Genomic DNA, 21,292 nt, shown 5'->3' with positions numbered 1-21,292 from the left:
CGTTAGCAGCGGTCGCATGGCGGTAGGCGCTCACCCGGCGTAGCGTCTCGTGTAAGAGCAGTGAAGATGACCGCTCCCAACGGGACGGCCGCCGTCCGGACCCCTTCCGTGCGCCGGCACGACGGCCGTCACCGCACACGCCCGCGTGTCACGCCTGACCGCCCCGCCTACGCCGTGCGTGCCGTCCCCGTACCCTTCTCCGCGTCCAGCGCGTACACGCACCGGTCCTTGCTGCACGCGTACACCACGCCGTCCTTCACGACGGGCGAGCCGGTGATCTCGCCGCCGGTGGCGAGCTTCCATCTCAGGCGGCCGTCGTCGGCCTTGAGGGTGTAGAGCAGGTGGTCGGTGGAGCCGAAGTGGATACGGCCCTCCGCGACCGCCGGTGCGCCCACGATGTCGCCGCCCGCCTGGAAGCGCCACTTCGGCGTCCCGGTGACCGCGTCCAGCGTGTACAGGCCCTTGCCGCTGCCGACGTGGACATGGCCGGCGGCCACCAGGACCGGCTCGATCGAGGAACGGGCCTCGGTGGCGATGCGCCAGCGGTCGCGGCCGTCGGTGGCGTCGAGGGCGTAGACCGTGCCGAGGTAGTCGGCCAGGTAGACGCCGCCGCCGGTCACCGCCGGGCCCGGCACGAAGGCCGGCGGGCACAGGAACACCGCCGGGGCCTCGAAGTGCCAGCGGACGTGACCGCTCGCCGCGTCGACGGCGAGCACGCGGGTGCCGGCCGACACGTACACATGGCCGTCCTGGGCCTGCGCCACCCGTACCGGCACTCCACCGCAGGAGGCGGCGTCGCCGATGGGGTACGACCAGCGCTCGTCGCCGGTGCGGGCGTCCAGGGCCCGCAGACGGGCGTCCTTCCAGACGTACACCGTGCCGTCGTACAGCGCCGGTCCGGCTTCCGGGGACTCGAAGTCGGTCTGCGCGCCGGTGATCTCCCACAGCTTCTGGCCGTTCGAGGCCTCCCAGGCCTGGACGCCGCCGCCGCGGGTGCCGGTGACGACCGTGCCCCGCTCGGCCTTGAGGGAGTAGACCCAGGCGTCCGTCTGCAGGCGCCAGAGGTCGGCGCCCTCTCGGCAGTCCAGGGCGAAGAGGGTCGGGCCGTCGGAGGCATGGATACGGCCGTCGGCGACCGTCATCGACCAGGCCACGTCCCGCGTCTTGAAGCGGCGGCGGCCGGTGGCCACATCGAGGGCGTGGACCTCGAAGGAGGTGACGTAGACGAGGTCGTCGGCGACGGAGGGGGTGCCCCAGACGTCGTTCGACATGCGGAAGCGCCAGGGGCGCCAGCCGGCCGCCGTCTCCGGGGGCGCGGGCGGCGATGCCGGTACGGCAGGGCCTACGGCGGGGTCCGTGCCGTTGACGCCGGGGTGGGGCCGGGCCCAGGAGGCGACGAGGCCGGCCTCCGGAGGGGGCACCTTGACGGCGGCGGCGCGGGCGTCGGCGACACGGGGGCCGGGGCCGATGGGCACCGCGGCGCCGGCCAGGCGTACGGGGCCGGTGTCGGGGGCGCCGACCGCGACGGGCGCGGGCTGCGGGCCCGGGACCACCGGGTCGTGCGAGGGCGGGGGCGGTACGGGCGCGGGGGCGGGGGCGATGCGGCCGCCGCTGCGGCCGGAGGACGACGAGGGCTTCGTCGCCGGGCGACCGCCGCGCCGCGACTCGATCAGGCTCACCGCCCGCTCGGGCAGCCACGCCGACGCCGTACCGCTGTCGTCGGAGCCGGAGCCGAAGAGATGGGGGGCCAGCTGGGCCTGGAGGTCGGCGGGGTTGGGGCGGGCCGTGGCCTCCATCTGCATGCAGGACTCGATGAGCGGGCGCAGCTCGTCCGGGAGGCCTTCGAGGTCGGGGCCCTCGCGGAGCAGCATGAAGACGGTCTCGACCGGGTTGGCGCCGTGGAAGGGCGGGTGTCCGGTGGCGGCGAAGACGAGCATCGAGCCGAGCGAGAAGACGTCGCTCGCGCCGGTCACGCTGCGGGAGTCCTTCGCCTGTTCGGGCGACATGTAGGCGGGCGTACCGACCGCGACGTTCGTCATCGTCAAACGCGTGTTCGAGACGCCGGAGGCGATACCGAAGTCGATGACCCGGGGGCCGTCCTCGACGACGAGCACGTTGGACGGCTTGAGGTCACGGTGGACGAGACCGGCGCCGTGGATGGACTGCAGGGCTTCCGCCACCCCCGCCGCCAGCCAGCGCACCGCCTGGGCCGGGAGCGGCCCGCACTCGTTCACTATCTCTTCGAGGGAGGGCGCGGGGACGTACGCGGTGGCCAGCCACGGCACGGCCGCGCGCGGATCGGCGTCGACAACGGCCGCCGTGTAGAAGCCGGAGACCGCCCGCGCCGCCTCCACCTCACGGGTGAAGCGGACGCGGAACAGCTGGTCCTCGGCGAGCTCGGTCCGGACCGTCTTGATCGCCACGCGCCGGCCGGACGCCGAGCGCGCGAGATAGACCAGCCCCATGCCGCCGGCACCCAGCCGTCCGAGCACCTCGAACGGCCCGATCCTGCGCGGATCGTGCTGTGTCAGCTGATCCACCACTCTGCCTGCCACCTCCCCGTACGAGCCGCGCCGCGGACATGTTTACGCGACCCCGTGCAGCGTCTCACCACCGCACCGCCTTGGCGGCACGCACCCTGATTCTTCCTGTCCTGGGGCGTGGTTGCGAACCCAAGGGCGGAACGGGGTGTCTTGGGACAAAACCACACTCCGGCACCCGTCGGAAAGCGGCGGTTCGCATATTGGGACGCCGGAGGTAAGAGTGAGGTCAGAAATGAGGTCAGACTTCCGGCACTCCTCGGCGCTCCAGCGGCGCGCGTTCCAGCAGCGCGAAGGACGCCCCCTGATTGTCGGTGACCACGGCGACCGTCCCGTACGACGTCTCGAAGGGTGGAATCTGCACCCGCCCGCCGAGCCGGGTCACCTCGGCGAGCACGGCCGCGCAGTTCTCCACCCGGAAGTGGACGACGAAGTGGGGCGGCATCATCGCCGGAAAGACCTCCTCGACGGCCGCCCGCCCGAAGTCCGGCGCGGCGTCCGGCCCGAACAGGGCGTCGGCGAAGAGTCCGCCGTAGAAGTCGTTGGCGACCTCGGTGTCCCGGGCGTACAGCTCGGCCCAGCCGAAGCTGCCGACCTCGTGCCGGCGCCCGAAGCCCGGGTGCTCGCCCGCCTGCCACAGCCCGAAGACGGCGCCCTCGGGGTCGGTGACCAGCGCGACCGTCCCGAGGCCTTCCCCGACCTCCACGGGCGCGGTGATGATCTGGCCCCCGGCCGCACGGACCCGCCGGACCAGCGCCTGGGCGTCCGGGGTCGCGAAGTACACCGTCCACACGGTGGGCATCCGCCCGTCCGTCTTGCGCGAGAGCGAGGCGACGGGCTCGCCGTGCAGCCGGGCGAGCACGGTGGAGTCGAAAGCCTCCTCGAAGTCCCACCCGAAGAGCTCACCGTAGAACCGTTTGCCCGCCTCCACATCGGGAAGCTGCGCGTCCACCCAGCACGGAACGCCCTCGGAGTATTCCGTTCCGTCTGCGGATGCCCTGTTTTCGGCCATGCGGCCAAAGTAACGGCGTCTTACGCACCGCGCAGACCAGGCACACCAGCCTCCGCATCCCCGTGCACCCCATTTGCAGTCGGCCGAATCGCGCCCCGATCACGCCTCGGTAAGCTGACGACATGACAGGACAAGTGCGTACCGTCGACGGCCGCGTGGCCGGTCGGCGTGGGCAGGCGACCCGGCAGAAGCTGCTCGACTGCCTCAGCGAGATGCTCAGCTCCTCCCCCTACCGGGACGTCAAAGTCATCGATGTCGCCCGGAAGGCGGGGACTTCACCCGCGACCTTCTACCAGTACTTCCCGGACGTCGAGGGCGCCGTCCTGGAGATCGCCGAGCAAATGGCCACCGAGGGCGCCGGGTTGACCGAGCTCGTGGAGGGCCGCAGCTGGGTCGGCAAGGCCGGCTGGCAGACGGCCCAGGAACTCGTCGACGGATTCCTGGAGTTCTGGCGCAAGAACGACGCGATCCTCCGCGTCGTCGACCTCGGCGCGTCCGAGGGCGACAAACGGTTCTACAAGATCCGCATGAAGATCCTGAACTCCGTCAACAACTCCCTGGCGGACGCGGTCGGTCAGCTGCAGGCCAAGGGCAAGATCGACAAGGACGTCAACCCGGCCGCGGTCGCGGGTTCGATCGTCGCGATGCTCGCGGCGGTCGCCTCGCACCAGAAGGGCTTCCAGACGTGGGGCGTCAAGCAGGCTGAACTCAAGCCGAACCTCGCCCTGTTGGTGCACCTGGGCGTGACCGGCAAGAAGCCGACGAAGTAGTCACGTCCACCTCAAGTCCTGTCTGGCAGGCGGCGGCTCACCCGACGTGAGCCGCCGCCTGCGTGCTATGCGGGCAGCGGACGATCCCGTACGACGTGCTTCATCACCAGCGTCGAGGTCAGCCGCTGCACCCCCGGCAGGGTCGCCAACCGCTCGTCGTACAGCCGCTGGAAGGCGGCGAGGTCAGCGGTGGCCACCCGTAGCAGGTAGTCGGGCTCACCGAACAGCCGTTGCGCGTCCAGGACGTGGGGGATGTCCGCGATCGCCCGCTCGAACCCTGCGACCGTGTCCCGGTCCTCCTGCCGCATGGACACGAAGACCAGCGCCTCGAAGGTCAGCCCCACGGCCGCCGGGTCCACCACGGCCCGGTACCCGCTGATGGCTCCGACCCGCTCCAGCTCCCGCAGCCGCCGGTGGCACGGCGAGACGCTGAGCCGCACCCGCGCGGCCAGCTCGGTCACGGTCAGCCGCCCGTCCTGCTGAAGCTCGGCAAGAATCTTTCTGTCCACGTCGTCCATGAGGCAGATCTTCCCTCATAACCGCTGGTTACGGGAAAACATCGACAACACTTTCGGGCCATCCCCGCCTAATCTCGCCACCATGGACTCCGGACTGCTCATTTCCTTCCTCGCCATCGACCTGCTGCTCGTCTGCGTGCCGGGCGCCGACTGGGCGTACGCGATCTCTGCCGGGCTGCGCGACCGCTCGCCGGTGATGGCGGTGGCGGGCCTGGTCAGCGGGTACGCGCTGCACACGGTGCTCGCGGTGGCGGGTCTGGCGGTGCTGGTGGCGGGCGAACCGGGTCTGCTGACCGCGCTGACGGTGGCGGGTGCCGCGTACCTGGTGTGGCTGGGCTGGAGCGTGCTGCGTCGGCCGGGCACGCCGGGGGCGGCCGAGGAGGCCGTGGCCACCCGCCCGGCCCGGGTCTTTCTGCGCGGCGCCACGATCAGCGGCCTGAACCCCAAGGGCCTGCTGCTCTACCTGTCCGTGCTGCCGCAGTTCCTCGTGCCGAAGGGCGAGCACCTGCCCGTCCCCGCCCAGACCGCCGTACTCGGACTGCTCCACATGGCGTGCTGCGCCGCCGTCTATCTGACGGTGGGCCTCGCGGCCCGCGCGGTCCTCGGCGCCCGCCCGGCGGCGGCAAGGGCGGTCGCGCGCACGTCGGGGGCGGCGATGCTGGGGATCGGCGCGTTCCTCCTCGTACAGCGTCTGGCGACGCTATGACCTGCAGAGCTGTGACCGGGAGCTATGACCTGCGTCTGATCACGCTATGACCTGCGGACGACCCTGAAGAGCCGGATCTCCCGCTCAACCCGGGCCTGATACGTCGCATACGGCGGCCAGAAGGCCAGCACCGCCTTCCATACGGCCGCCCGCTCCTCCCCCTCCAGCAACCGGGCCGTGACCGGGATGTCCCGGCCCTTCCAGCTGACCTCGGCGTGCGGGTGGGCCAGCAGGTTCGCGGTCCAGGCAGGGTGCCCGGTGCGTCCGAAGTTGGAGCCGACGAGGATCCAGCTGCGCCCCTCCCCCTCGGGCATGCAGGCGAGCGGCGTACGGCGGGGCAGTCCGCTGCGCGCGCCGGTCGAGGTCAGGATCACGCCGGGGAGCATCTGGGCGCTGAGCAGCACTTTCCCGCGGGTGAGCCGGTGGACGGCCCGGTCGAGCGCGGGGATGACATGGGGAGCGACCTTGGCGAAGCCTCGCGTCGAGGACACCTTCTGCACCACGTGTGCGCCGATCACACCGCCACCTCCTGGGCGTCGAAGAGCCGCGCGGTGTCGGCGGCGTGCGCCCGCAGCCGGTGCACCGGGCCGAAGAGGAGTTCATCGCCGGCGGCCCGCTTGAAGTACAGGTGAGCCTCGTGCTCCCAGGTGAAACCGATGCCGCCGTGGAGTTGGATGCCTTCGGCGGAGGCGGTGCGGAGCGCCTCCAGCGCCTGAGCGAGGGCGAGGCGAGCCTCTGGGAGTGCCGCTTTGTGTCGTCGTGCGTCTGCGGACTCGTCGTGGCTGGTCGCGCCCACGCGGCGGAGCCGCATATCGACACGGCCCGCGCCCCCATGGGGCGTTGCAGCCCAGGCCGCGTAATACGCCGCCGAGCGTGCCGCTTGCACCCCCACGTACACATCCGCCAGCCGGTGCTTCACCGCCTGGAAGGAGCCGATCGCCCGCCCGAACTGCTCCCGCTGCCCGACGTACTCCACGGTCCGCTCCAGCGCCCGGTCGGCGGCCCCGACGGCCTCGCAGGCGAGGACGGCTGCGGCGGTGTCACCCACGGAGGCGAGGGCGGCGAGGACATCTTGGCCGTCCTCCTCCCCAAGCAACTCGGCCTCCACGTCACGCAGTTGCACCCGCCCCTGCGGCCGCGTGGCGTCCAGCGCGGTCTGCCGCACCCGTACGACCCCTGCCGCGTCCCCCGGCACCAGGAACAGCAGCGTCCGTGACCGGGCGAACCCCCCGGCGTGCGCGGCGACCACCAGGAGCCCCGCGCTGTGCCCGTCCAGCACCTGGTCGACCTGCCCGTACAGCCGCCAGCCGCCCTCCACCCGCCGTGCCTGCACGCCCCCGGCGCGCCCGCCGCCGGCCCAGTCGCCGCGACCGGGGCCGGTGAGGGCGAGGGCGGTGGCGAGGGCGGCGCCGGGGACGGCGAGGGCGGCGGTGAGGGTGCCGGCGGCGATGCGGGGCAGCAGTTCGGCGCGCTGGGTCTCGGTGCCGAGGGCGGTGATCAGCGGTGCGGTGAGGACGGCGGTGGCCAGCAACGGGGAGGGGCAGAGCGCCCGCCCTGCCTCCTCGCCGGCCAGGGCGAGTTCGGTCGCCGAGCAGCCGACACCGCCGTATGCCTCGGGCAGGGCGAGTCCGGGCAGGCCGAGCTGTTCGGCGAGGGCGGTCCACAGGGCGGGGTCGTGGCCGGCGGGGGTGTCGAGGGCCGCGCGCAGCTCGCGGGGGCCGCAGCGGCTGCGGAGCAGTTCGCGGAGGGTGCGGCGGATCTCGTCCTGCTCGGGAGTGAGGCTGGCGTCCATGGCTCTTCCCTCCGTATCTGACGGACCGTCATATTAGGAGGGCCGCAACGAGATGCACAGAGGTTGGAGGCCTCGCATGACTCCCGGGAACCGGAAAGTCGCCGTCGTGGGCGTGGCCCTCTCCGACTGCGGTCGGGTGGACGACGCGACCCCGTACGCCCTGCACGCCCAGGCGGCCCGCCGCGCCCTGGCCGACGCGGGGCTCGGCCGGGAGGTGGTGGACGGCTTCGCCTCCGCCGGGCTCGGCACCCTCGCCCCCGTCGAGGTGGCCGAGTATCTGGGCCTGCGTCCCACCTGGGTCGACTCCACCTCCGTCGGCGGCTCAACCTGGGAGGTCATGGCGGCCCACGCGGCGGACGCGATAGCGAGGGGGCATGCGAACGCCGTACTCCTCGTCTACGGCTCCACGGCCCGCGCCGACATCAAGGCGGGGCGGCGGACGGGCGACCTGTCCTTCGGCGCCCGGGGGCCCTTGCAGTTCGAGGTCCCCTACGGCCACACGCTCATCGCCAAGTACGCCATGGCCGCCCGCCGCCACATGATCGAACACGGCACGACGATCGAGCAGTTGGCCTCCGTCGCAGTCCAGGCACGGGCCAACGCGGCCCTGAACCCCGAGGCCATGTTCCGCGACCCGATCACGGTCGACGACGTCCTGTCCGGCCCGATGATCGCCGACCCCTTCACCAAACTGCACTGCTGCATCCGCTCCGACGGCGGGGCGGCGGTGCTGCTGGCCGCCGAGGAGTTCGTACGGGACTGCCGTACGGCACCGGTGTGGGTGCTCGGCGCCGGGGAGCACGTCTCGCACGCCGCGATGTCCGAGTGGCCCGACTTCACGGTCGGCCCGGCGGCGGTCAGCGGGCGGCTCGCCTTCGAGCGGGCCGGGGTGCGGCCGCAGGAGATCGACTTCGCGGAGATCTACGACGCCTTCACCTACATGACCCTGGTGACCCTGGAGGACCTCGGCTTCTGCGGGAAGGGCGAGGGCGGGGCGTTCGTGGAGAAGGGGCGGCTGCTGGTGCGGGGCGGGGAGCTGCCGGTCAACACGGACGGGGGCGGGCTGTCGGCCCAACATCCCGGGATGCGGGGGCTGTTCCTTCTGGTGGAGGCGGTGCGGCAGTTGCGCGGGGAGGGCGGCGAGCGTCAAGTGCGGGGGCCGGGAGGGGAGTTGCCGCGGTTGGGGGTCGCTTCGGCGACCGGGGGATGGTTCTGCTCGTCGGGGACGTTGGTGCTGGGGAGGGATTGAGACTGTCGAGAGCACATCGAGAGGAAACAGGCATGGCCCTGACCCGCGAACAGCGTGAACAGTTCCTGTCCGAGCCCCACATCGCCGCGCTTGCGGTCGACGCGGGTGCGGGACGCGCCCCGCTCACCGTGCCGATCTGGTACCAGTACGAGCCCGGCGGCGACGTATGGATCCTGACCGGGCCCGACTCCCGGAAGAACCAGCTGATCCAGGCGGCGGGCCGGTTCTCGCTGATGGTCGACCGGCTCGAACCCACCGTCCGGTACGTGTCGGTGGAGGGACCGGTCGTCGAGACGACCACCGGCACCGTCGAGCAGCTCCGGGAAATGTCGGCTCGCTACTTGCCGGCCGAGGCGGTCGACTCCTACGTGGAGTTCTCTCTGAAGAACCACGGCGAGAGTCTGCTCATCCGTATGAGGCCCGAGCGCTGGGTGTCGTCCGACCTGGGTTCCGTGTCCGACTACGCTCCGGAGCATGCCGGATCTTCATGAGTTGCTGAGGTCGCTGCGGGTGTGGGACTCGGCGGTCACCGAGTTGCCGGACTTCGACCCGGCCACCGCACCCGCCGACCCGCTCGCCCTCTTCACGACCTGGTTCGCGCAGGCCGTCGCGGCGGGGCAGGTGGAGCCCCACACGATGTCCCTCGCCACGTCGGACGAGGAGGGCCTGCCGGACGTACGGACGGTGATGCTGCACGGCGCCGACGCCTCCGGCTGGTCCTTCGCGACGCACAGCGACAGCCGCAAGGGCCGCCAGCTCGCCGCCCGCCCCTACGCGGCCCTCGGCTTCTACTGGCCGGCGCAGGGCCGCCAGGTGCGGCTGAGGGGCCCGGTGACGAACGCCCCGTCCGCCGACTCCCAAGCCGACCTGCACGCCCGCTCGACCGGCGCCCTGGCAGCCGCCCTGACCGGCCACCAGAGCCAAGTCCTCAGCTCGCTGGACGAGTTGGCGCACACGTCGGAGGCGGCCTGGGAACAGGCCCGGAGCGAGCCGGACGCTCCGGTGCCCACCTGGACGCTGTACCACCTGCGCCCGCAGCAGGTGGAGTTCTTCCAGGGGGACGCCCGGCGACGGCATGTGCGGCTCAACTATCGGCATATCGAGGGAGGTTGGGCCAAGGAGCTGCTCTGGCCTTGATGGGCTGATGGGCTGATGGGCTGATGGGCTGATGGGCTGATGGGGCGAGCCGTACCGGCTTACTCGTCGCCCTGGGTCGGTCGGCTGCCTCGTGCAGCGCCGGACTAGAAGCCCCGCGTGCCCCGAGTGCCCTGAGTGCCCTGAGTGCCGCGGAAGTCGTACGCCGTGAAGTCCGCCACCGGCCGGTACCCGATGCGCTGGTAGAGGCTGTTGCTCGTCTGGTTGGCCAGGTCCGTGAAGAGCAGCACCTCACGTACCCCCGAGGCGAGCACGGCCCTGCTGACGTGTGCGGTGACGGCGCCCGCGTAGCCGCGTCCGCGCAGGTGGGCCGGGGTGTAGACGGGGGCGACCCGGACCTGGCCTGCGACCACGGGGGTCACGCCGGCCATGGCGAGGGGCGTGCCGTCCTCGCTCTCCCAGAACGTGACGCCTCCGTAGGCGATCCGCGAGTCGGCCCATGCGGCGGCGTCACGGGCGGCATGGTCGCCGACGGCCTCGCCGAACTCGCGGTACCAGCGCACCAGTTGCTCCCGGTCTTCCTTGCCCGCCACCCGTGCCCGGCCCGCGGGAAGGGGCTGCGGGGCAGTCAGGTTGCCGAGCCGGTACAGGCGCTGGCGCTGGCTGACCGCGCATCTGGCGCCCGCCTGCCGGCGCCAGGCGGTGGCGAAGGCCTCGGCGGTCTCGTGGGCCGCGATGACGCCGGGGACCGAGTGGCCGAGGGCGACCAGGTGGGCGGCGAGGGACTCGGCCTCGTCGGGGGTGAGGGGGGTGACGTTCAGCCGGTAGGGCGGGGTGCGGAAGTAGGCGGCGCGCACCTGCCCGCCCAGCTCCAGTACACCGAAGACGGGTGCCTCGTCGCCGTACGCGTGCACCCCGCTCAGGCGCAGCGTCTCGGTCACCGTCAGGGCGACGGTGTGCAGATCGGGGCGTGAGCGCAGGAAGCCACCGGCATGGGAGAGGAAACCGGTGAGGTCCTGGGTGCAGTACCAGTCGTCCGGGCGCATACCTCATGATCCCGCGCCCGGGCGGTGGTTGTGCACCCTTTTCCGCCGTGGACACGAAGCCGACACAAGACCCCACTTCCAGGCGGGGGTTGAGGGTAGAGGGGTTCACCGGTCCACACGCCCGGAGGTTGACGACCGGGTGCGTCGGGGCCTACACCTCGACGTCCGGATCAGCCGCCAGCCGCGTGTGCGGATGCGTGTCCCGGTGCACGTCATGCCGCGCCGCCTCAGGTATGCCTCCTGCCGGTTCCCTGAATTTCCTGTGGGCCCATGCCGACCGAGGCATCGCCCCCGCCGCCCGCACGTGGAGTGCCCACCGCTGACGGCTTTTTCAAGCGTTGGCACAGGCCCAGCAACAGCTTCCCGCAGCAGCGCGGCGCTCAACCGGCCTTGATCACCTTGCGGCTGGCCGGAACACCGGCACCCCGTCCCGGAAGACGACCTCCAGCTCCGTCGCGGCCCGCAATCGCCCGCCGTCCCCGCACTCCACGACCTCGGTCATCATCCGCGGCCCCTCGGCGAGGTCGACGACGGCGGCGACGTACGGTATCCGCTCGCCGAAGGGCGGCAGGTCGTTGCGGTGCACGACGGACCAGGTGTAGAGGGCGGCCCGGCCACTCGCGGGCTGCCACGCCACGTCCTCGCTCCAGCAGTGGGGGCAGAACTCGCGGGGGTAGTGGTGGGCGCGCCCGCAGGCCCGGCAGCGGCGGATCAGCAGCCGCCCTTCGGCGGCCGCGTCCCAGTACGCGCGCGTGAAGGAGTCGGGTTCCGGGAGGTCGTAGCGTCGGCCATCGAAGCGCGGACCATCCATCAGAACAACCCCAACGCGCTGTCCACCGACCACGACTGCCAAGACATCCCGAACAGTGCGACCAGCGAGATCAGCGCCATCATCGAGTTCTGTCCCTGCTCGGCCCAGTCGTGGATCATCAGGACGAAGTAGAGGCCGTTGAGCAGCAGTCCGCCGACGAGGGCGATCGGGGTCAGGAACCCGAGGACGAGCCCGAGTCCCAGGGCGAGTTCCGCGTACAGGACGACGTACGCCATCGTGCGCGGCCGTGGCGTGACGACGGCCGCGAAGCCGGAACGTACGGCGTTCCAGCGGTGCTTGGCCGCCACGTCCGCCGCCCAGGCGATCCCGGCCCCCTCGAACCAGCTCTTCTTGTCCTTGTGCCGCCAACTCTCCAGCCACCACAGCCCGAGGCCTATACGGAGCACGGCCAGCCATTCCGCACCTGTGAGCCAGATCGCGTCCATGAATCTGACGGTACGTCAGATCCGGTGGCCCGGGAAGCCTTGCGGCCGCCGCGAGCGACGCCACGCCTCGAACCCGCTGATCAGCGACCCGAACTCGGCTCGGCGGCGGCGGCGCCCGAGGTCGTTTCGGATTCCGCGCGGTCCGGTTCCGTGCGGTCCGGTTCCGCGCGGTCCGGTTCCGTGCGGTCCGGCTCCATGTGGTCCGGCTCCATATGGTCCGGCTCCATGTGGCCCGGCTCCATGTACTGCGGTTTCGCGTAGAGGATCTCGCGGGCCTGGTCCGCGGCGCGGGCCATGCTCTCGGAGACGAAGTCGAGGAAGCGGGCGGTGTTTTCGAGGCGGACGCCGGCCGGGGTGCCGGAGCCGAGGATGCCGACCCCCTTCCGTGCGGTCTCGGCGACCTGGGCGGTGGACCGGACGCTGGCCATCATCGAGTCGTACATGATGTCGTCGTCCAGGACGTAGCGCTCGCGGCGGCGTTCGTCGCGTTCCCGGCGGACGAACTCCTGACTTTCGAGGAACGCGACCGCTTTGGAGATGGACGCCGGGCTCACCCGAAGGCGCTGGACGAGTTCGGATGCGGTGAGGCTGCCCCCGTCACTGATGGTGAGGCAGGCCATCACCCGGGCCGTCATCTTGGTCATGCCCGATTGCATGAAGACGGTGGTCAACGTCTCCTCGTACTCGCGCACGGCCTCGGCGTCGCGCCCGTGGGCCTGCGGCGGCGCCTCCGCGCCCCGGGGTGCGGCCTGCCTGCGACGGTGAGCGCGGCGTTCGGTGGCCCGGTGGGCGAGGTCCGCGCGGTAGGCGGTCGGGCCGCCGTTGCGCATGACCTCACGCGTGACGGTCGAGGTCGGGCGGTCGAGACGCCTGGCGATCTCCGCGTAGGCGAGGCCGTCGGCCAGCCCCAGCGCGATCTGCTGGCGTTCCTGCTGGGTGAGTCTGCCTCCCGGCATCGCGGCCCCCTTCGTGGTGCGTAGCGCCTCTGCCTCGACCATAGCCTTCACCACCAATTCATTGCAACGGACCATACTGACGCGTTGCATTACCTTTGAAGGCCATTGCAACAAAATCTGAGCTCTGACCTGCATTAACAGAGGACATACGCAACGACGTTGTTGCCAGACTTTGAAACGCAACGTAGCTTTTCCAACGTCGGAAACAACGCCGAACACCAACGAGCACAGGAGAGCACCATGCAGAAGTTCGACACCCCCGCCCCGGTCTCCACCGTCCTCGACATCCCCGCGGGCCGCATCCAGTTCATCGCCGCCGACCGGACCGACACCACGGTCGAGGTCCGGCCCGCGGACGCCTCCAAGAGCCGCGACGCCAAGGCGGCGGAGCAGATCGAGGTCGCCTACGGCGACGGCGTCCTGCGGATCGAGGCCCCGGCGGCGAAGAACCGGATCCTCGGCTCTTTCGGATCCGTCGAGGTCACGGTCCAGCTGCCGGCCGGCTCCTGCGTCGAGGCGAAGACCGCCGCCGCAGAACTGCGTGGCGTCGGACGGCTCGGCGACATCGCCTTCGAGGGCGCGCACGGCGCGGTCAAGATCGACGAGGCCGCGAGCATTCGCCTCACGGCCGCCGACGGTGACGTCTCGGTCGGCCGCCTGGGCGGCTCCGCGGAGATCAGTACGCAACGGGGCGACATCCACATCGCCGAGGCGCTGCGCGGCACGGTCGTACTGACCACCCAGATGGGAGACGTGTCCATCGGCGCCGCCCAGGGTGTGTCCGCCTCCCTGGACGTCGGCACCGGCTACGGCCGGATCAACAACTCGCTCAAGAACGCCGACGGCGCCGACGCCGGCCTGACCATCCGTGCGACCACGTCCCACGGCGACATCACCGCTCGCAGCCTGTGAGAAACCGCAGTCTCTCCCTAGGAGCACCCCTCATGACCACCCTGGCCATCGCGGCGAACGGGCTGCGCAAGTCCTACGGCGACAAGACCGTCCTCGACGGCGTCGACCTGACCGTCCCGGAAGGAACGATCTTCTCCCTGCTCGGTCCGAACGGCGCCGGCAAGACCACCGCGGTCAAGATCCTGTCCACTCTGATCTCCGCCGACCCCGGCACCGGCGACATCCACATCGGCGGCCACAACCTGGCCGCCGACCCCCAGGCGGTGCGCGCCTCGATCGGTGTCACCGGGCAGTTCTCCGCCGTCGACGGCCTGATCACCGGCGAGGAGAACATGCTCCTCATGGCGGACCTGCACCACCTCTCCAGGCGCGAGGGACAGCAGGTCGCCGCCCGACTCCTGGAGCGCTTCGACCTGGTGGAAGCGGCGAAGAAGCCCGCCTCCACCTACTCCGGCGGCATGAAGCGCCGCCTCGACATCGCCATGACCCTGGTCGGCAACCCGCGGATCATCTTCCTCGACGAGCCGACCACCGGACTCGACCCCCGCTCCCGGCACAACATGTGGCAGATCATCAGGGAGCTGGTCTCCGACGGCGTCACCGTCTTCCTCACCACGCAGTACCTGGAGGAGGCCGACGAACTCGCCGACCGCATCGCCGTGCTCAACGACGGCAAGATCGCCGCCGAGGGCACCGCCGAGGAGCTCAAGCGGCTCATCCCCGGCGGTCACGTCCGCCTCCGCTTCACCGACCCGGGCGCCTACCAGTCCGCCGCCTCCGCCCTCCACGAGGTCACACGTGACGACGAGTCCCTCACCCTCCAGCTCCCCAGCGGCGGCAGCCAGCGCGAGCTGCGCTCCCTGCTCGACCGGCTGGACTCGGCCGGCATCGAGGCGGACGAGCTGACCGTGCACACCCCGGACCTCGACGACGTCTTCTTCGCCCTTACCGGCGGAACCGTCATCCCCAACCAGCCCAAGGAGACCGCCCGATGAGCACCCCCCTGGCCCCCGCCCGCCCGACCCGGCTCTCCCTCGCCGTACGCGACTCCTCCACGATGCTGCGCCGCAACCTCCTGCACGCCCGGCGCTACCCGTCCCTCACGCTGAACCTGCTGCTCACCCCGATCATGCTGCTGCTGCTCTTCGTCTACATCTTCGGCGACACCATGAGCGCGGGCATCGGCGGCGGTGGCGCCGATCGCTCGGAGTACGTCGCCTATCTCGTCCCGGGCCTGTTGCTGATGACCATCGGCAGCACCACGATCGGCACCGCGGTCTCCGTCTCCATGGACATGAGCGAGGGCATCATCGCCCGCTTCCGGACGATGGCGATCCACCGCGGTTCGGTGCTCGTCGGGCATGTCGTCGGCAGCGTGCTGCAGTCGATCGTCAGCGTCGTCCTCGTCGGTGCCGTCGGCGTGGCCATCGGCTTCCGCTCCACCGATGCCACCGTCCTGGAGTGGCTGGCGGCGTTCGGACTGCTCGTGCTGTTCGCCACCGCGCTCACCTGGATCGCCGTCGGCATGGGCCTGGTCAGCCCCAACGCCGAGGCCGCCAGCAACAACGCCATGCCCCTGATCTTCCTCCCGCTCATCTCCAGCACTTTCGTCCCGGTCGACGCGATGCCGGGCTGGTTCCAGCCGATCGCCGAGTACCAGCCGTTCACCCCGGCCATCGAGACCCTGCGCGGACTGCTCCTCGGCACCGAGATCGGCCACAACGGATGGCTCGCCGTCGCCTGGTGCCTGGGCCTCGCGGTGCTCGGCTACTTCTGGTCGACCGCGAGGTTCAACGACGACCCGAAGTGACCGCCATGACGACGCGGGCCACCTCCCGCACCCCGTCCACCCGAGGGCGGCGTACACCGACATCCCGTCGGAGTGCGCCGCCCCGTTCGTGTGTGCGAACGGCAATGTCCGGACCGCCCCATACCCACCCCACCCCCACAACAGCAGATCCAGGCCCACAACCAGGCGATCTACGCCACAGGCCCCACCCACCCCTCCTACAGCCGTGATCGATCCGCAACCAATTCCGGTCTTGACCGAGACCCATCAACCGGCTGCGTGATTACGCTCCCGAGCATGGCCGACTCCACAGCGTCCCCGAGCACCCCCGCGGAACCAGGACATCCGACCCCTACGGACCGCCCCGTCTACGTCATCGGCGGCGGCCCCGGCGGACTCTCCGTCGCGTACGCGCTGCGCGCCCAGGGACTGCGCGCCGTGGTGCTGGAGAAGTCGGACCGGGTCGGCGCCTCCTGGCGACGCCACTACGACCGGCTCCATCTGCACACCACCCGACGGCTGTCGGGCCTACCCGGGCTGCCGATGGCGCGCCGCTTCGGGCGCTGGGTGTCCCGGGACGACGTGGTGCGCTACCTGGAGAAGTACGCCGAGCACCACGACCTGGAGATCGTCACCGGCGTCGAGGTCTCCCGCGTCGAGCCCTCGCCCGACGGCTTCGGCTGGCTGCTGCACGCCACCGGCGGACGGGAACTGACCGGCGCCGCGGTCGTCGTGGCCACCGGCCACAACCACACCCCGCACATCCCTCGCTGGCCCGGACGGGACACCTACGGCGGCGAGTTCCTGCATGCCGGCGAGTACCGCAACCCGGCCCCCTATACCGACCGCGACGTCCTGGTCGTCGGCGTCGGCAACACCGGTGCGGAGATCGCCGTGGACCTGGTGGAGGGCGGGGCGGCGCGGGTGCGGCTCGCGGTGCGGACGGTTCCGCACATCGTGCGCCGCTCGACCGCCGGGTGGGCCGCCCAGTTCACGAGCATCCTCGTACGGCGGCTGCCGGTCGGGCTCGTCGACCGGCTCGCCAGGCCCGTGGCGAAGCTCAGCGTGCCGGACCTGTCGGCCCACGGCCTGCCTCGCCCCGACACCGGTCTGTACAGCCGGGTCAAGGAAGGCGCGATCCCGGTTCTCGACGTCGGCCTCGTCGACGCCGTACGCAAGGGCCGGGTCGAGATCGTGGCCGCCGTCGACGGTTTCGAGGAAGGGAAGGTCATCCTCGCCGACGGCAGCCGTCTCTCGCCGGACGCCGTGATCGCGGCCACCGGATACGTCCGTGGGCTCGAAGGCCTCGTCGGCCATCTCGACGTGCTGGACGCGCACGGCAAGCCGGTGGTCCAGGGCGCCCGCACACCCGTGAAGGCCCCCGGCCTTTACTTCACCGGGTACACCAACCCCATCAGCGGCAACCTCCGCGAGATGGCGATCGACGCCCAGAAGATCGCGAAGGCCATCGCCGGCGACCGCGGCCGACAGGTCTCCCGGCTGCCCGGCTGACCCGCCCGACCACCCCGGCCCTCCTCGGCTCTCCCCTTCGCTGCAGACGACCTCAACTCCCTTACGTGGATCCGTTGTTACTTGCGCGTCAGAAGTTGCGCGAGAGCTGTACCGCGCCACCGCACGGAGCCAGAATGTGAGCACTGTTCAACTTTCCGGCTCCACCCCCTCGCTACGACGGAGGACGCACGTGGCACGCGAAAGACAGCTCCCCCAACTCCCCCCGCTCTCCCGCCGCTCACTTCTCGGTGGCGCGGCCGCCGCAGCCGGCGCCGCGACCCTCACCGCCACCGGCGCCGGTACCGCCTCGGCCGCGTCACCCCTCCCCCACTCTCGGCTTCGCTCGAGCGGGGGGATCCCCACGGTCGACGTCGCGATCGTCGGCGCCGGCCTGGCCGGCCTCACCGCGGCCCGCGACCTGGTGGCGGCCGGCAAGTCGGTCGTCGTCCTGGAGGCCCGCGACCGCGTGGGCGGCCGGGTGGTGGGCCTCGACCTCGCGGGCGGTGGCGTCACCGAGGGCGGCGGCGAGTTCATCGGCCCCACCCAGGACCGCATCAAGGCCCTCGCCGACTCCCTCGGCGTGCAGACCTTCGCCACCTACAACACCGGCGACAACCTCCTCTACAAGGACGGCAAGAAGACCCCCTACGCCACCGACGGCATCCTCGGCGCGGTCCCGCCCGTCGACGCCGCCGGACTCGCCAACGCCGCGATCGTGCAGGCCATGCTCGACGACCTGGCCAAGCAGATCCCGGTCGCCGCGCCCTGGACCGCCGCGAAGGCCGACGAATGGGACCGGCAGACCTTCGAGACCTGGCTGCGCGCCAACGCCGTGGTCCCGTCCGCCAAGTTCCTCTTCGACGTGGCCTGTACGTCGATCTTCTCGGCCGAACCCCGTGAACTCTCCTTTCTGTTCGTCCTCTTCTACATCGCCGCCGCCGGCAACGCCTCCCACCCCGGCACCCTGGAACGCCTCACCGAGACCGCGAACGGCGCCCAGGAACTGCGCTTCGTCGGCGGCTCCCAGCTGGTGCCGATCAAACTCGCCGCCACGCTCGGCGACCGGGTGGTGCTGAACGCCCCGGTGCGCACGATCGCCCGCTCCGGCGGCGACTACGCCGTGACGGCCGACGGCATCACCGTGACCGCCAAGAAAGTCGTCGTCGCCGCACCCCCGCCGATCGCCGCCCGTATCTCCTACGACCCCCTCCTGCCGGCCGCCCGCGACCAGCTCACCCAGCGCCTGCCGATGGCCTCGGTCGGCAAGGCGATCGCGATCTACGACACCCCCTTCTGGCGCGCCGACGGCCTCAACGGCCAGGTCGTCAGCGACACCGGCGTGATCAGCTCCACCTTCGACAACTCCCCGCCCGACGCCTCCTACGGCGCTCTGATGGGCTTCATCGAGGCCGACGAGGCCCGCAAGCTGGACGCCGCGAGCGAGGCGGAGGTCCGGGCGGCCGTGCTGAAGGACTACGTCACCTACTTCGGCGAGAAAGCGGCCTCCCCCACCTCCTTCGTCCTGCAACGCTGGAACAACGAGGCCTACACCCGGGGCGGCCCCGTCTCCATCGCCGCGCCCGGCGTCCTGACCCAGTACGGCCCTGCCCTGCGCGAGCCCGTCGGCGGGATCCACTGGGCCGGGACGGAGACCTCCACGTACTGGATGGGCTTCATGGACGGGGCGGTGCGGTCGGGGGAGCGGGTGGCGAAGGAGGTACTGGAGGCTCTGGAGGCGCTCTGAGCCGTCTCCGGCGCGGGTGTCGCCGCGGAGGTTTCCACGTCGTCTCGCCCAACTTTGCGTGCACAGCCATTCCTGACGAAGTGTCAGTTCCTTTAATCTGACACTGCGTCAGTTAATCGCTGTCACACAGGAGCGGGCGGACCGATGCTTGGATCAACCCACGGCACCCTCACCACCGACTCCCGCCGGGCCCGGGTCATCGCCTGTGGCGAGCAGCCCGGGCCCGCCGTCCACGGCCGGCCGGCCGAGGTCGACGATCTCGACGTCAGCGGCCGTCCGCTGCACTCCGACGTGCCCGATCTGGACCGCTTCTTCCGGCCGGAGTCGGTCGCGGTGATCGGCGCCTCGGAGGCCGAGGGCCGGCCGAACACCGGTGTCACCCGCCAGCTGATCGCCTGGTCCGAGCGGGTCGGCGCCCGGCTCCATCCCGTGCACCCAAGCCGCCCGTCCGTCTTCGGCATCCCTTGCTCTCCTTCCGTCGCCGGCCTGCCCGAGCAGGTCGATCTCGCGGTACTGCTGGTCGCCGACCCCCTTCCGGTGATCGAGGAACTGGCCGAGGCCAAGGTGAAGTTCGCCGTCGTCTTCGCCGCCGGGTTCGCGGAGACCGGCGAGGAGGGCGCCGCCGCACAGGACCGGCTCACCGCCGCCGTCGAACGGTCCGGGATGCGGCTGCTGGGCCCCAACACCAACCTCAACGCCTTCGAACGCTTCCGCGACGACCTGGAGGGCCCCGCGATCGCCCTGATCACCCAGTCCGGCCACCAGGGCCGCCCCGTCTTCGCCCTCCAGGAGCTCGGCATCCGCCTGACCCACTGGGCGCCCACCGGCAACGAGGCCGACCTGGAGACCGCCGACTTCATCTCCTACTTCGCCGAGCGGCCGGAGGTCGGAGCCATCGCCTGCTACGTCGAGGGCCTCAAGGACGGCCGGTCCTTCCTGCTCGCCGCCGACCGGGCCGCCCGCAGCAAGGTGCCGGTCGTCGCCGTCAAGGTGGGCCGCACCGAGACCGGCGCGCGCACGGCCGCCTCACACACCGGCAAGCTGACCGGCGCGGACGCGGTGGTGGACGCGGCGATGCGGCAGTACGGGGTGATCCGGGTCGACGGCATGGACGAACTCCAGGACACCGCAGCCCTGTTGGCCCGCGCGCGACCGCCCCGCGCCGACGGCGTCGTCGTCTATTCGATCTCGGGCGGCACGGGCGCGCACTTCGCCGACCTGGCGAGCGAGGCGGGGCTGAGGCTGCCGACGCTGTCGCAGGCCAAGCAGGCCGAGCTGCACCAGTGGATACCCGAGTACCTGAGCGTGGCCAACCCGGTCGACAACGGCGGCCATCCCGTCGGCGACTGGCGCGGCCGGAAGATCATCGACGCGATCCTCGACGATCCCGCGGTCGGGGTACTGATCTGCCCGGTCACCGGCCCCTTCCCGCCGCTCAGCGACCGGCTCGTCCAGGACCTGGTGGACGCGGCCGAGCGGACGGACAAGCTGGTGTGCGTGGTGTGGGGGTCGCCGGTCGGCACCGAGCCGGCGTACCGCGAGGTCCTGCTCGGCTCCTCGCGCGTGGCCACCTTCCGCACGGTGGCGAACTGCATCACCGCCGTCCGCGCCTACCTCGACCACCATCGCTTCGTCGCCGGCTACCGCTCCCCGTTCGACGAGGCTCCGCGCACCCCCTCGCCGTCCTTCCGCAAGGCACAGGCGCTGATGCGCCCCGGCCAGCAGTTGAGCGAGCATGCGGCGAAGCAGTTGCTGCGGGCGTACGGAATCCGCGTCCCGCGCGAGCAGTTGGTGACCAGCGCGGCGGCCGCCGTACGGGCCGCGGGCCTGGTGGGCTACCCCGTGGTGATGAAGGCGTCCGGCGCGCGGATCGCCCACAAGACCGAGCTGGGCCTGGTCAGGATCGGGCTCACCTCTGCCAGCCAAGTACGCGATACCTACCGGGAGTTGACGGAGATCGCCCGCTACGAGGACGTCTCCCTGGACGGCGTCCTGGTCTGCCAGATGGTCGAGCGGGGCGTCGAGATGGTGGTGGGAGCCGCGCACGACGAGCTGTTCGGGCCGACCGTGACGGTCGGCCTCGGCGGAGTGCTCGTGGAGGTGCTCGGCGACACCGCCGTACGCGTGCCGCCCTTCGGTGAGGAGCAGGCGCGGGACATGCTCGCCGAACTGCGCGGGCGTGCCCTGCTCGACGGGGTCAGAGGGCGCCCACCGGCGGACCTCGACGCGCTCGTGGAAGTCGTCCTGCGGGTGCAGCGCATGGCCCTGGAACTGGAGGACGACCTCGCGGAGCTCGACATCAACCCGCTGATGGTGCTGCCGCAGGGGCAGGGGGCCGTGGCGCTGGACGCCTTGGCCATCTGCCGGCCGGCCCCTGAACAGCCGTCGTAAGAA

Annotated in this window: 19 protein-coding genes and 1 pseudogene; 11 read left to right on the top strand and 9 right to left on the bottom strand. The window is 71.3% G+C overall.

Annotation, left to right across the window (positions count from 1 at the left end):
- Positions 1-167: 167 nt before the first annotated feature.
- Together ACTMVF_RS28820 and ACTMVF_RS28815 are read right to left on the bottom strand one after the other, a co-directional pair.
- Positions 168-2,543 carry an outer membrane protein assembly factor BamB family protein gene (locus ACTMVF_RS28820; RefSeq protein ID WP_441274009.1) on the bottom strand — a complete coding sequence of 792 codons (2,376 nt, stop codon included), beginning with the start codon at positions 2,541-2,543 and terminating at the stop codon, positions 168-170.
- Between the two features lie 238 nt (positions 2,544-2,781).
- A complete protein-coding gene (locus ACTMVF_RS28815) occupies positions 2,782-3,552 on the bottom strand; it encodes a VOC family protein (protein WP_441274008.1) in 771 nt (256 codons plus the stop codon).
- A gap of 134 nt (positions 3,553-3,686) precedes the next feature.
- On the opposite strand from ACTMVF_RS28815, the gene ACTMVF_RS28810 reads away from it, so the two are divergent.
- Positions 3,687-4,322: a TetR family transcriptional regulator gene (locus ACTMVF_RS28810; RefSeq protein ID WP_441274063.1), complete on the top strand. Its 636-nt coding sequence runs from the start codon at positions 3,687-3,689 to the stop codon at positions 4,320-4,322.
- Between the two features lie 65 nt (positions 4,323-4,387).
- Here the strand turns inward: ACTMVF_RS28810 and ACTMVF_RS28805 are convergent, their stop codons facing one another.
- On the bottom strand, positions 4,388-4,840 hold the full coding sequence (locus ACTMVF_RS28805) for an Lrp/AsnC family transcriptional regulator (protein WP_128431729.1): 453 nt from the start codon (positions 4,838-4,840) through the stop codon (positions 4,388-4,390).
- An 82-nt stretch (positions 4,841-4,922) separates the two neighbouring features.
- Here ACTMVF_RS28805 and ACTMVF_RS28800 point away from each other — a divergent pair, with 82 nt between their 5' ends.
- A complete protein-coding gene (locus ACTMVF_RS28800; protein ID WP_441274007.1) occupies positions 4,923-5,546 on the top strand; it encodes a LysE family translocator in 624 nt (207 codons plus the stop codon).
- 44 nt (positions 5,547-5,590) lie between these two features.
- On the opposite strand, the gene ACTMVF_RS28795 is transcribed toward ACTMVF_RS28800, so the two are convergent.
- Together ACTMVF_RS28795 and ACTMVF_RS28790 are read right to left on the bottom strand one after the other, a co-directional pair.
- Positions 5,591-6,064 (bottom strand): nitroreductase family deazaflavin-dependent oxidoreductase, encoded by a 474-nt coding sequence (locus ACTMVF_RS28795; protein WP_441274006.1) that lies wholly within the window; start codon positions 6,062-6,064, stop codon positions 5,591-5,593.
- The gene (locus tag ACTMVF_RS28790; RefSeq protein ID WP_441274005.1) at positions 6,061-7,338 is read right to left on the bottom strand and encodes an acyl-CoA dehydrogenase family protein; all 1,278 of its coding nucleotides are present in this window, start codon (positions 7,336-7,338) and stop codon (positions 6,061-6,063) included. Before ACTMVF_RS28790 ends, ACTMVF_RS28795 begins: the two co-directional genes overlap by 4 nt.
- 76 nt (positions 7,339-7,414) lie before the next feature.
- Between ACTMVF_RS28790 and ACTMVF_RS28785 the strand changes: the two genes are divergently transcribed.
- The 3 genes from ACTMVF_RS28785 to ACTMVF_RS28775 are packed head-to-tail and all read left to right on the top strand — an operon-like array spanning position 7,415 to position 9,724.
- Positions 7,415-8,587, top strand: coding sequence for a thiolase C-terminal domain-containing protein (locus tag ACTMVF_RS28785; protein ID WP_441274004.1), 1,173 nt, complete (start codon positions 7,415-7,417; stop codon positions 8,585-8,587).
- Positions 8,588-8,619: 32 nt separating this feature from the next.
- A complete protein-coding gene (locus ACTMVF_RS28780; protein WP_441274003.1) occupies positions 8,620-9,078 on the top strand; it encodes a pyridoxamine 5'-phosphate oxidase family protein in 459 nt (152 codons plus the stop codon).
- Positions 9,062-9,724: a pyridoxine/pyridoxamine 5'-phosphate oxidase gene (locus ACTMVF_RS28775; protein WP_441274002.1), complete on the top strand. Its 663-nt coding sequence runs from the start codon at positions 9,062-9,064 to the stop codon at positions 9,722-9,724. The genes ACTMVF_RS28780 and ACTMVF_RS28775 overlap by 17 nt, the downstream gene beginning before the upstream one ends.
- Positions 9,725-9,828: 104 nt before the next feature.
- On the opposite strand, the gene ACTMVF_RS28770 is transcribed toward ACTMVF_RS28775, so the two are convergent.
- The 4 genes and pseudogenes from ACTMVF_RS28770 to ACTMVF_RS28755 form a co-directional block, all read right to left on the bottom strand.
- Entirely contained in the window at positions 9,829-10,728 is a 900-nt protein-coding gene (locus ACTMVF_RS28770) for a GNAT family N-acetyltransferase (protein ID WP_441274001.1), read from the bottom strand.
- Between the two features lie 394 nt (positions 10,729-11,122).
- A complete protein-coding gene (locus tag ACTMVF_RS28765) occupies positions 11,123-11,539 on the bottom strand; it encodes a Zn-ribbon domain-containing OB-fold protein (RefSeq protein ID WP_441274000.1) in 417 nt (138 codons plus the stop codon).
- Positions 11,539-11,985 (bottom strand): DoxX family protein, encoded by a 447-nt coding sequence (locus ACTMVF_RS28760; protein ID WP_441273999.1) that lies wholly within the window; start codon positions 11,983-11,985, stop codon positions 11,539-11,541. The genes ACTMVF_RS28765 and ACTMVF_RS28760 overlap by 1 nt, the downstream gene beginning before the upstream one ends.
- Before the next feature lie 245 nt (positions 11,986-12,230).
- Positions 12,231-12,941, bottom strand: a pseudogene (locus ACTMVF_RS28755) (helix-turn-helix domain-containing protein); the annotation flags it as partial.
- A 240-nt stretch (positions 12,942-13,181) separates the two neighbouring features.
- On the opposite strand from ACTMVF_RS28755, the gene ACTMVF_RS28750 reads away from it, so the two are divergent.
- The 6 genes from ACTMVF_RS28750 to ACTMVF_RS28725 all read left to right on the top strand — a co-directional run bounded on the left by ACTMVF_RS28750 (position 13,182) and on the right by ACTMVF_RS28725 (position 21,289).
- Positions 13,182-13,853: a DUF4097 family beta strand repeat-containing protein gene (locus ACTMVF_RS28750; RefSeq protein WP_441273998.1), complete on the top strand. Its 672-nt coding sequence runs from the start codon at positions 13,182-13,184 to the stop codon at positions 13,851-13,853.
- A 32-nt stretch (positions 13,854-13,885) separates the two neighbouring features.
- Positions 13,886-14,848 carry an ATP-binding cassette domain-containing protein gene (locus ACTMVF_RS28745; protein WP_441273997.1) on the top strand — a complete coding sequence of 321 codons (963 nt, stop codon included), beginning with the start codon at positions 13,886-13,888 and terminating at the stop codon, positions 14,846-14,848.
- Positions 14,845-15,663, top strand: coding sequence for an ABC transporter permease (locus ACTMVF_RS28740; RefSeq protein ID WP_441273996.1), 819 nt, complete (start codon positions 14,845-14,847; stop codon positions 15,661-15,663). The genes ACTMVF_RS28745 and ACTMVF_RS28740 overlap by 4 nt, the downstream gene beginning before the upstream one ends.
- 276 nt (positions 15,664-15,939) lie before the next feature.
- Complete coding sequence (locus ACTMVF_RS28735) at positions 15,940-17,154, top strand: flavin-containing monooxygenase (RefSeq protein WP_441273995.1); 1,215 nt, start codon at positions 15,940-15,942, stop codon at positions 17,152-17,154.
- 190 nt (positions 17,155-17,344) lie between these two features.
- Positions 17,345-18,898: a flavin monoamine oxidase family protein gene (locus ACTMVF_RS28730; protein ID WP_441273994.1), complete on the top strand. Its 1,554-nt coding sequence runs from the start codon at positions 17,345-17,347 to the stop codon at positions 18,896-18,898.
- Positions 18,899-19,042: 144 nt separating this feature from the next.
- Complete coding sequence (locus ACTMVF_RS28725) at positions 19,043-21,289, top strand: acetate--CoA ligase family protein (protein WP_441273993.1); 2,247 nt, start codon at positions 19,043-19,045, stop codon at positions 21,287-21,289.
- Positions 21,290-21,292: the final 3 nt, after the last annotated feature.

The organism is Streptomyces sp. SD31, assembly GCF_052068475.1.
GTDB lineage: Bacteria > Actinomycetota > Actinomycetes > Streptomycetales > Streptomycetaceae > Streptomyces.
This window is presented reverse-complemented; position numbering and strand designations above follow the sequence as displayed.

Excerpts from the sequence above, each read along its gene's own strand:
- ACTMVF_RS28815 (WP_441274008.1), bottom strand. The coding sequence starts at position 3,552 with ATGGCCGAAAACAGGGCATCCGCAGACGGAACGGAATACTCCGAGGGC.
- ACTMVF_RS28805 (WP_128431729.1), bottom strand. The coding sequence starts at position 4,840 with ATGGACGACGTGGACAGAAAGATTCTTGCCGAGCTTCAGCAGGACGGG.
- ACTMVF_RS28800 (WP_441274007.1), top strand. The coding sequence starts at position 4,923 with ATGGACTCCGGACTGCTCATTTCCTTCCTCGCCATCGACCTGCTGCTC.
- ACTMVF_RS28790 (WP_441274005.1), bottom strand. The coding sequence starts at position 7,338 with ATGGACGCCAGCCTCACTCCCGAGCAGGACGAGATCCGCCGCACCCTC.
- ACTMVF_RS28785 (WP_441274004.1), top strand. The coding sequence starts at position 7,415 with ATGACTCCCGGGAACCGGAAAGTCGCCGTCGTGGGCGTGGCCCTCTCC.
- ACTMVF_RS28780 (WP_441274003.1), top strand. The coding sequence starts at position 8,620 with ATGGCCCTGACCCGCGAACAGCGTGAACAGTTCCTGTCCGAGCCCCAC.
- ACTMVF_RS28775 (WP_441274002.1), top strand. The coding sequence starts at position 9,062 with ATGCCGGATCTTCATGAGTTGCTGAGGTCGCTGCGGGTGTGGGACTCG.
- ACTMVF_RS28770 (WP_441274001.1), bottom strand. The coding sequence starts at position 10,728 with ATGCGCCCGGACGACTGGTACTGCACCCAGGACCTCACCGGTTTCCTC.
- ACTMVF_RS28765 (WP_441274000.1), bottom strand. The coding sequence starts at position 11,539 with ATGGATGGTCCGCGCTTCGATGGCCGACGCTACGACCTCCCGGAACCC.
- ACTMVF_RS28760 (WP_441273999.1), bottom strand. The coding sequence starts at position 11,985 with ATGGACGCGATCTGGCTCACAGGTGCGGAATGGCTGGCCGTGCTCCGT.
- ACTMVF_RS28750 (WP_441273998.1), top strand. The coding sequence starts at position 13,182 with ATGCAGAAGTTCGACACCCCCGCCCCGGTCTCCACCGTCCTCGACATC.
- ACTMVF_RS28745 (WP_441273997.1), top strand. The coding sequence starts at position 13,886 with ATGACCACCCTGGCCATCGCGGCGAACGGGCTGCGCAAGTCCTACGGC.
- ACTMVF_RS28740 (WP_441273996.1), top strand. The coding sequence starts at position 14,845 with ATGAGCACCCCCCTGGCCCCCGCCCGCCCGACCCGGCTCTCCCTCGCC.
- ACTMVF_RS28735 (WP_441273995.1), top strand. The coding sequence starts at position 15,940 with ATGGCCGACTCCACAGCGTCCCCGAGCACCCCCGCGGAACCAGGACAT.
- ACTMVF_RS28725 (WP_441273993.1), top strand. The coding sequence starts at position 19,043 with ATGCTTGGATCAACCCACGGCACCCTCACCACCGACTCCCGCCGGGCC.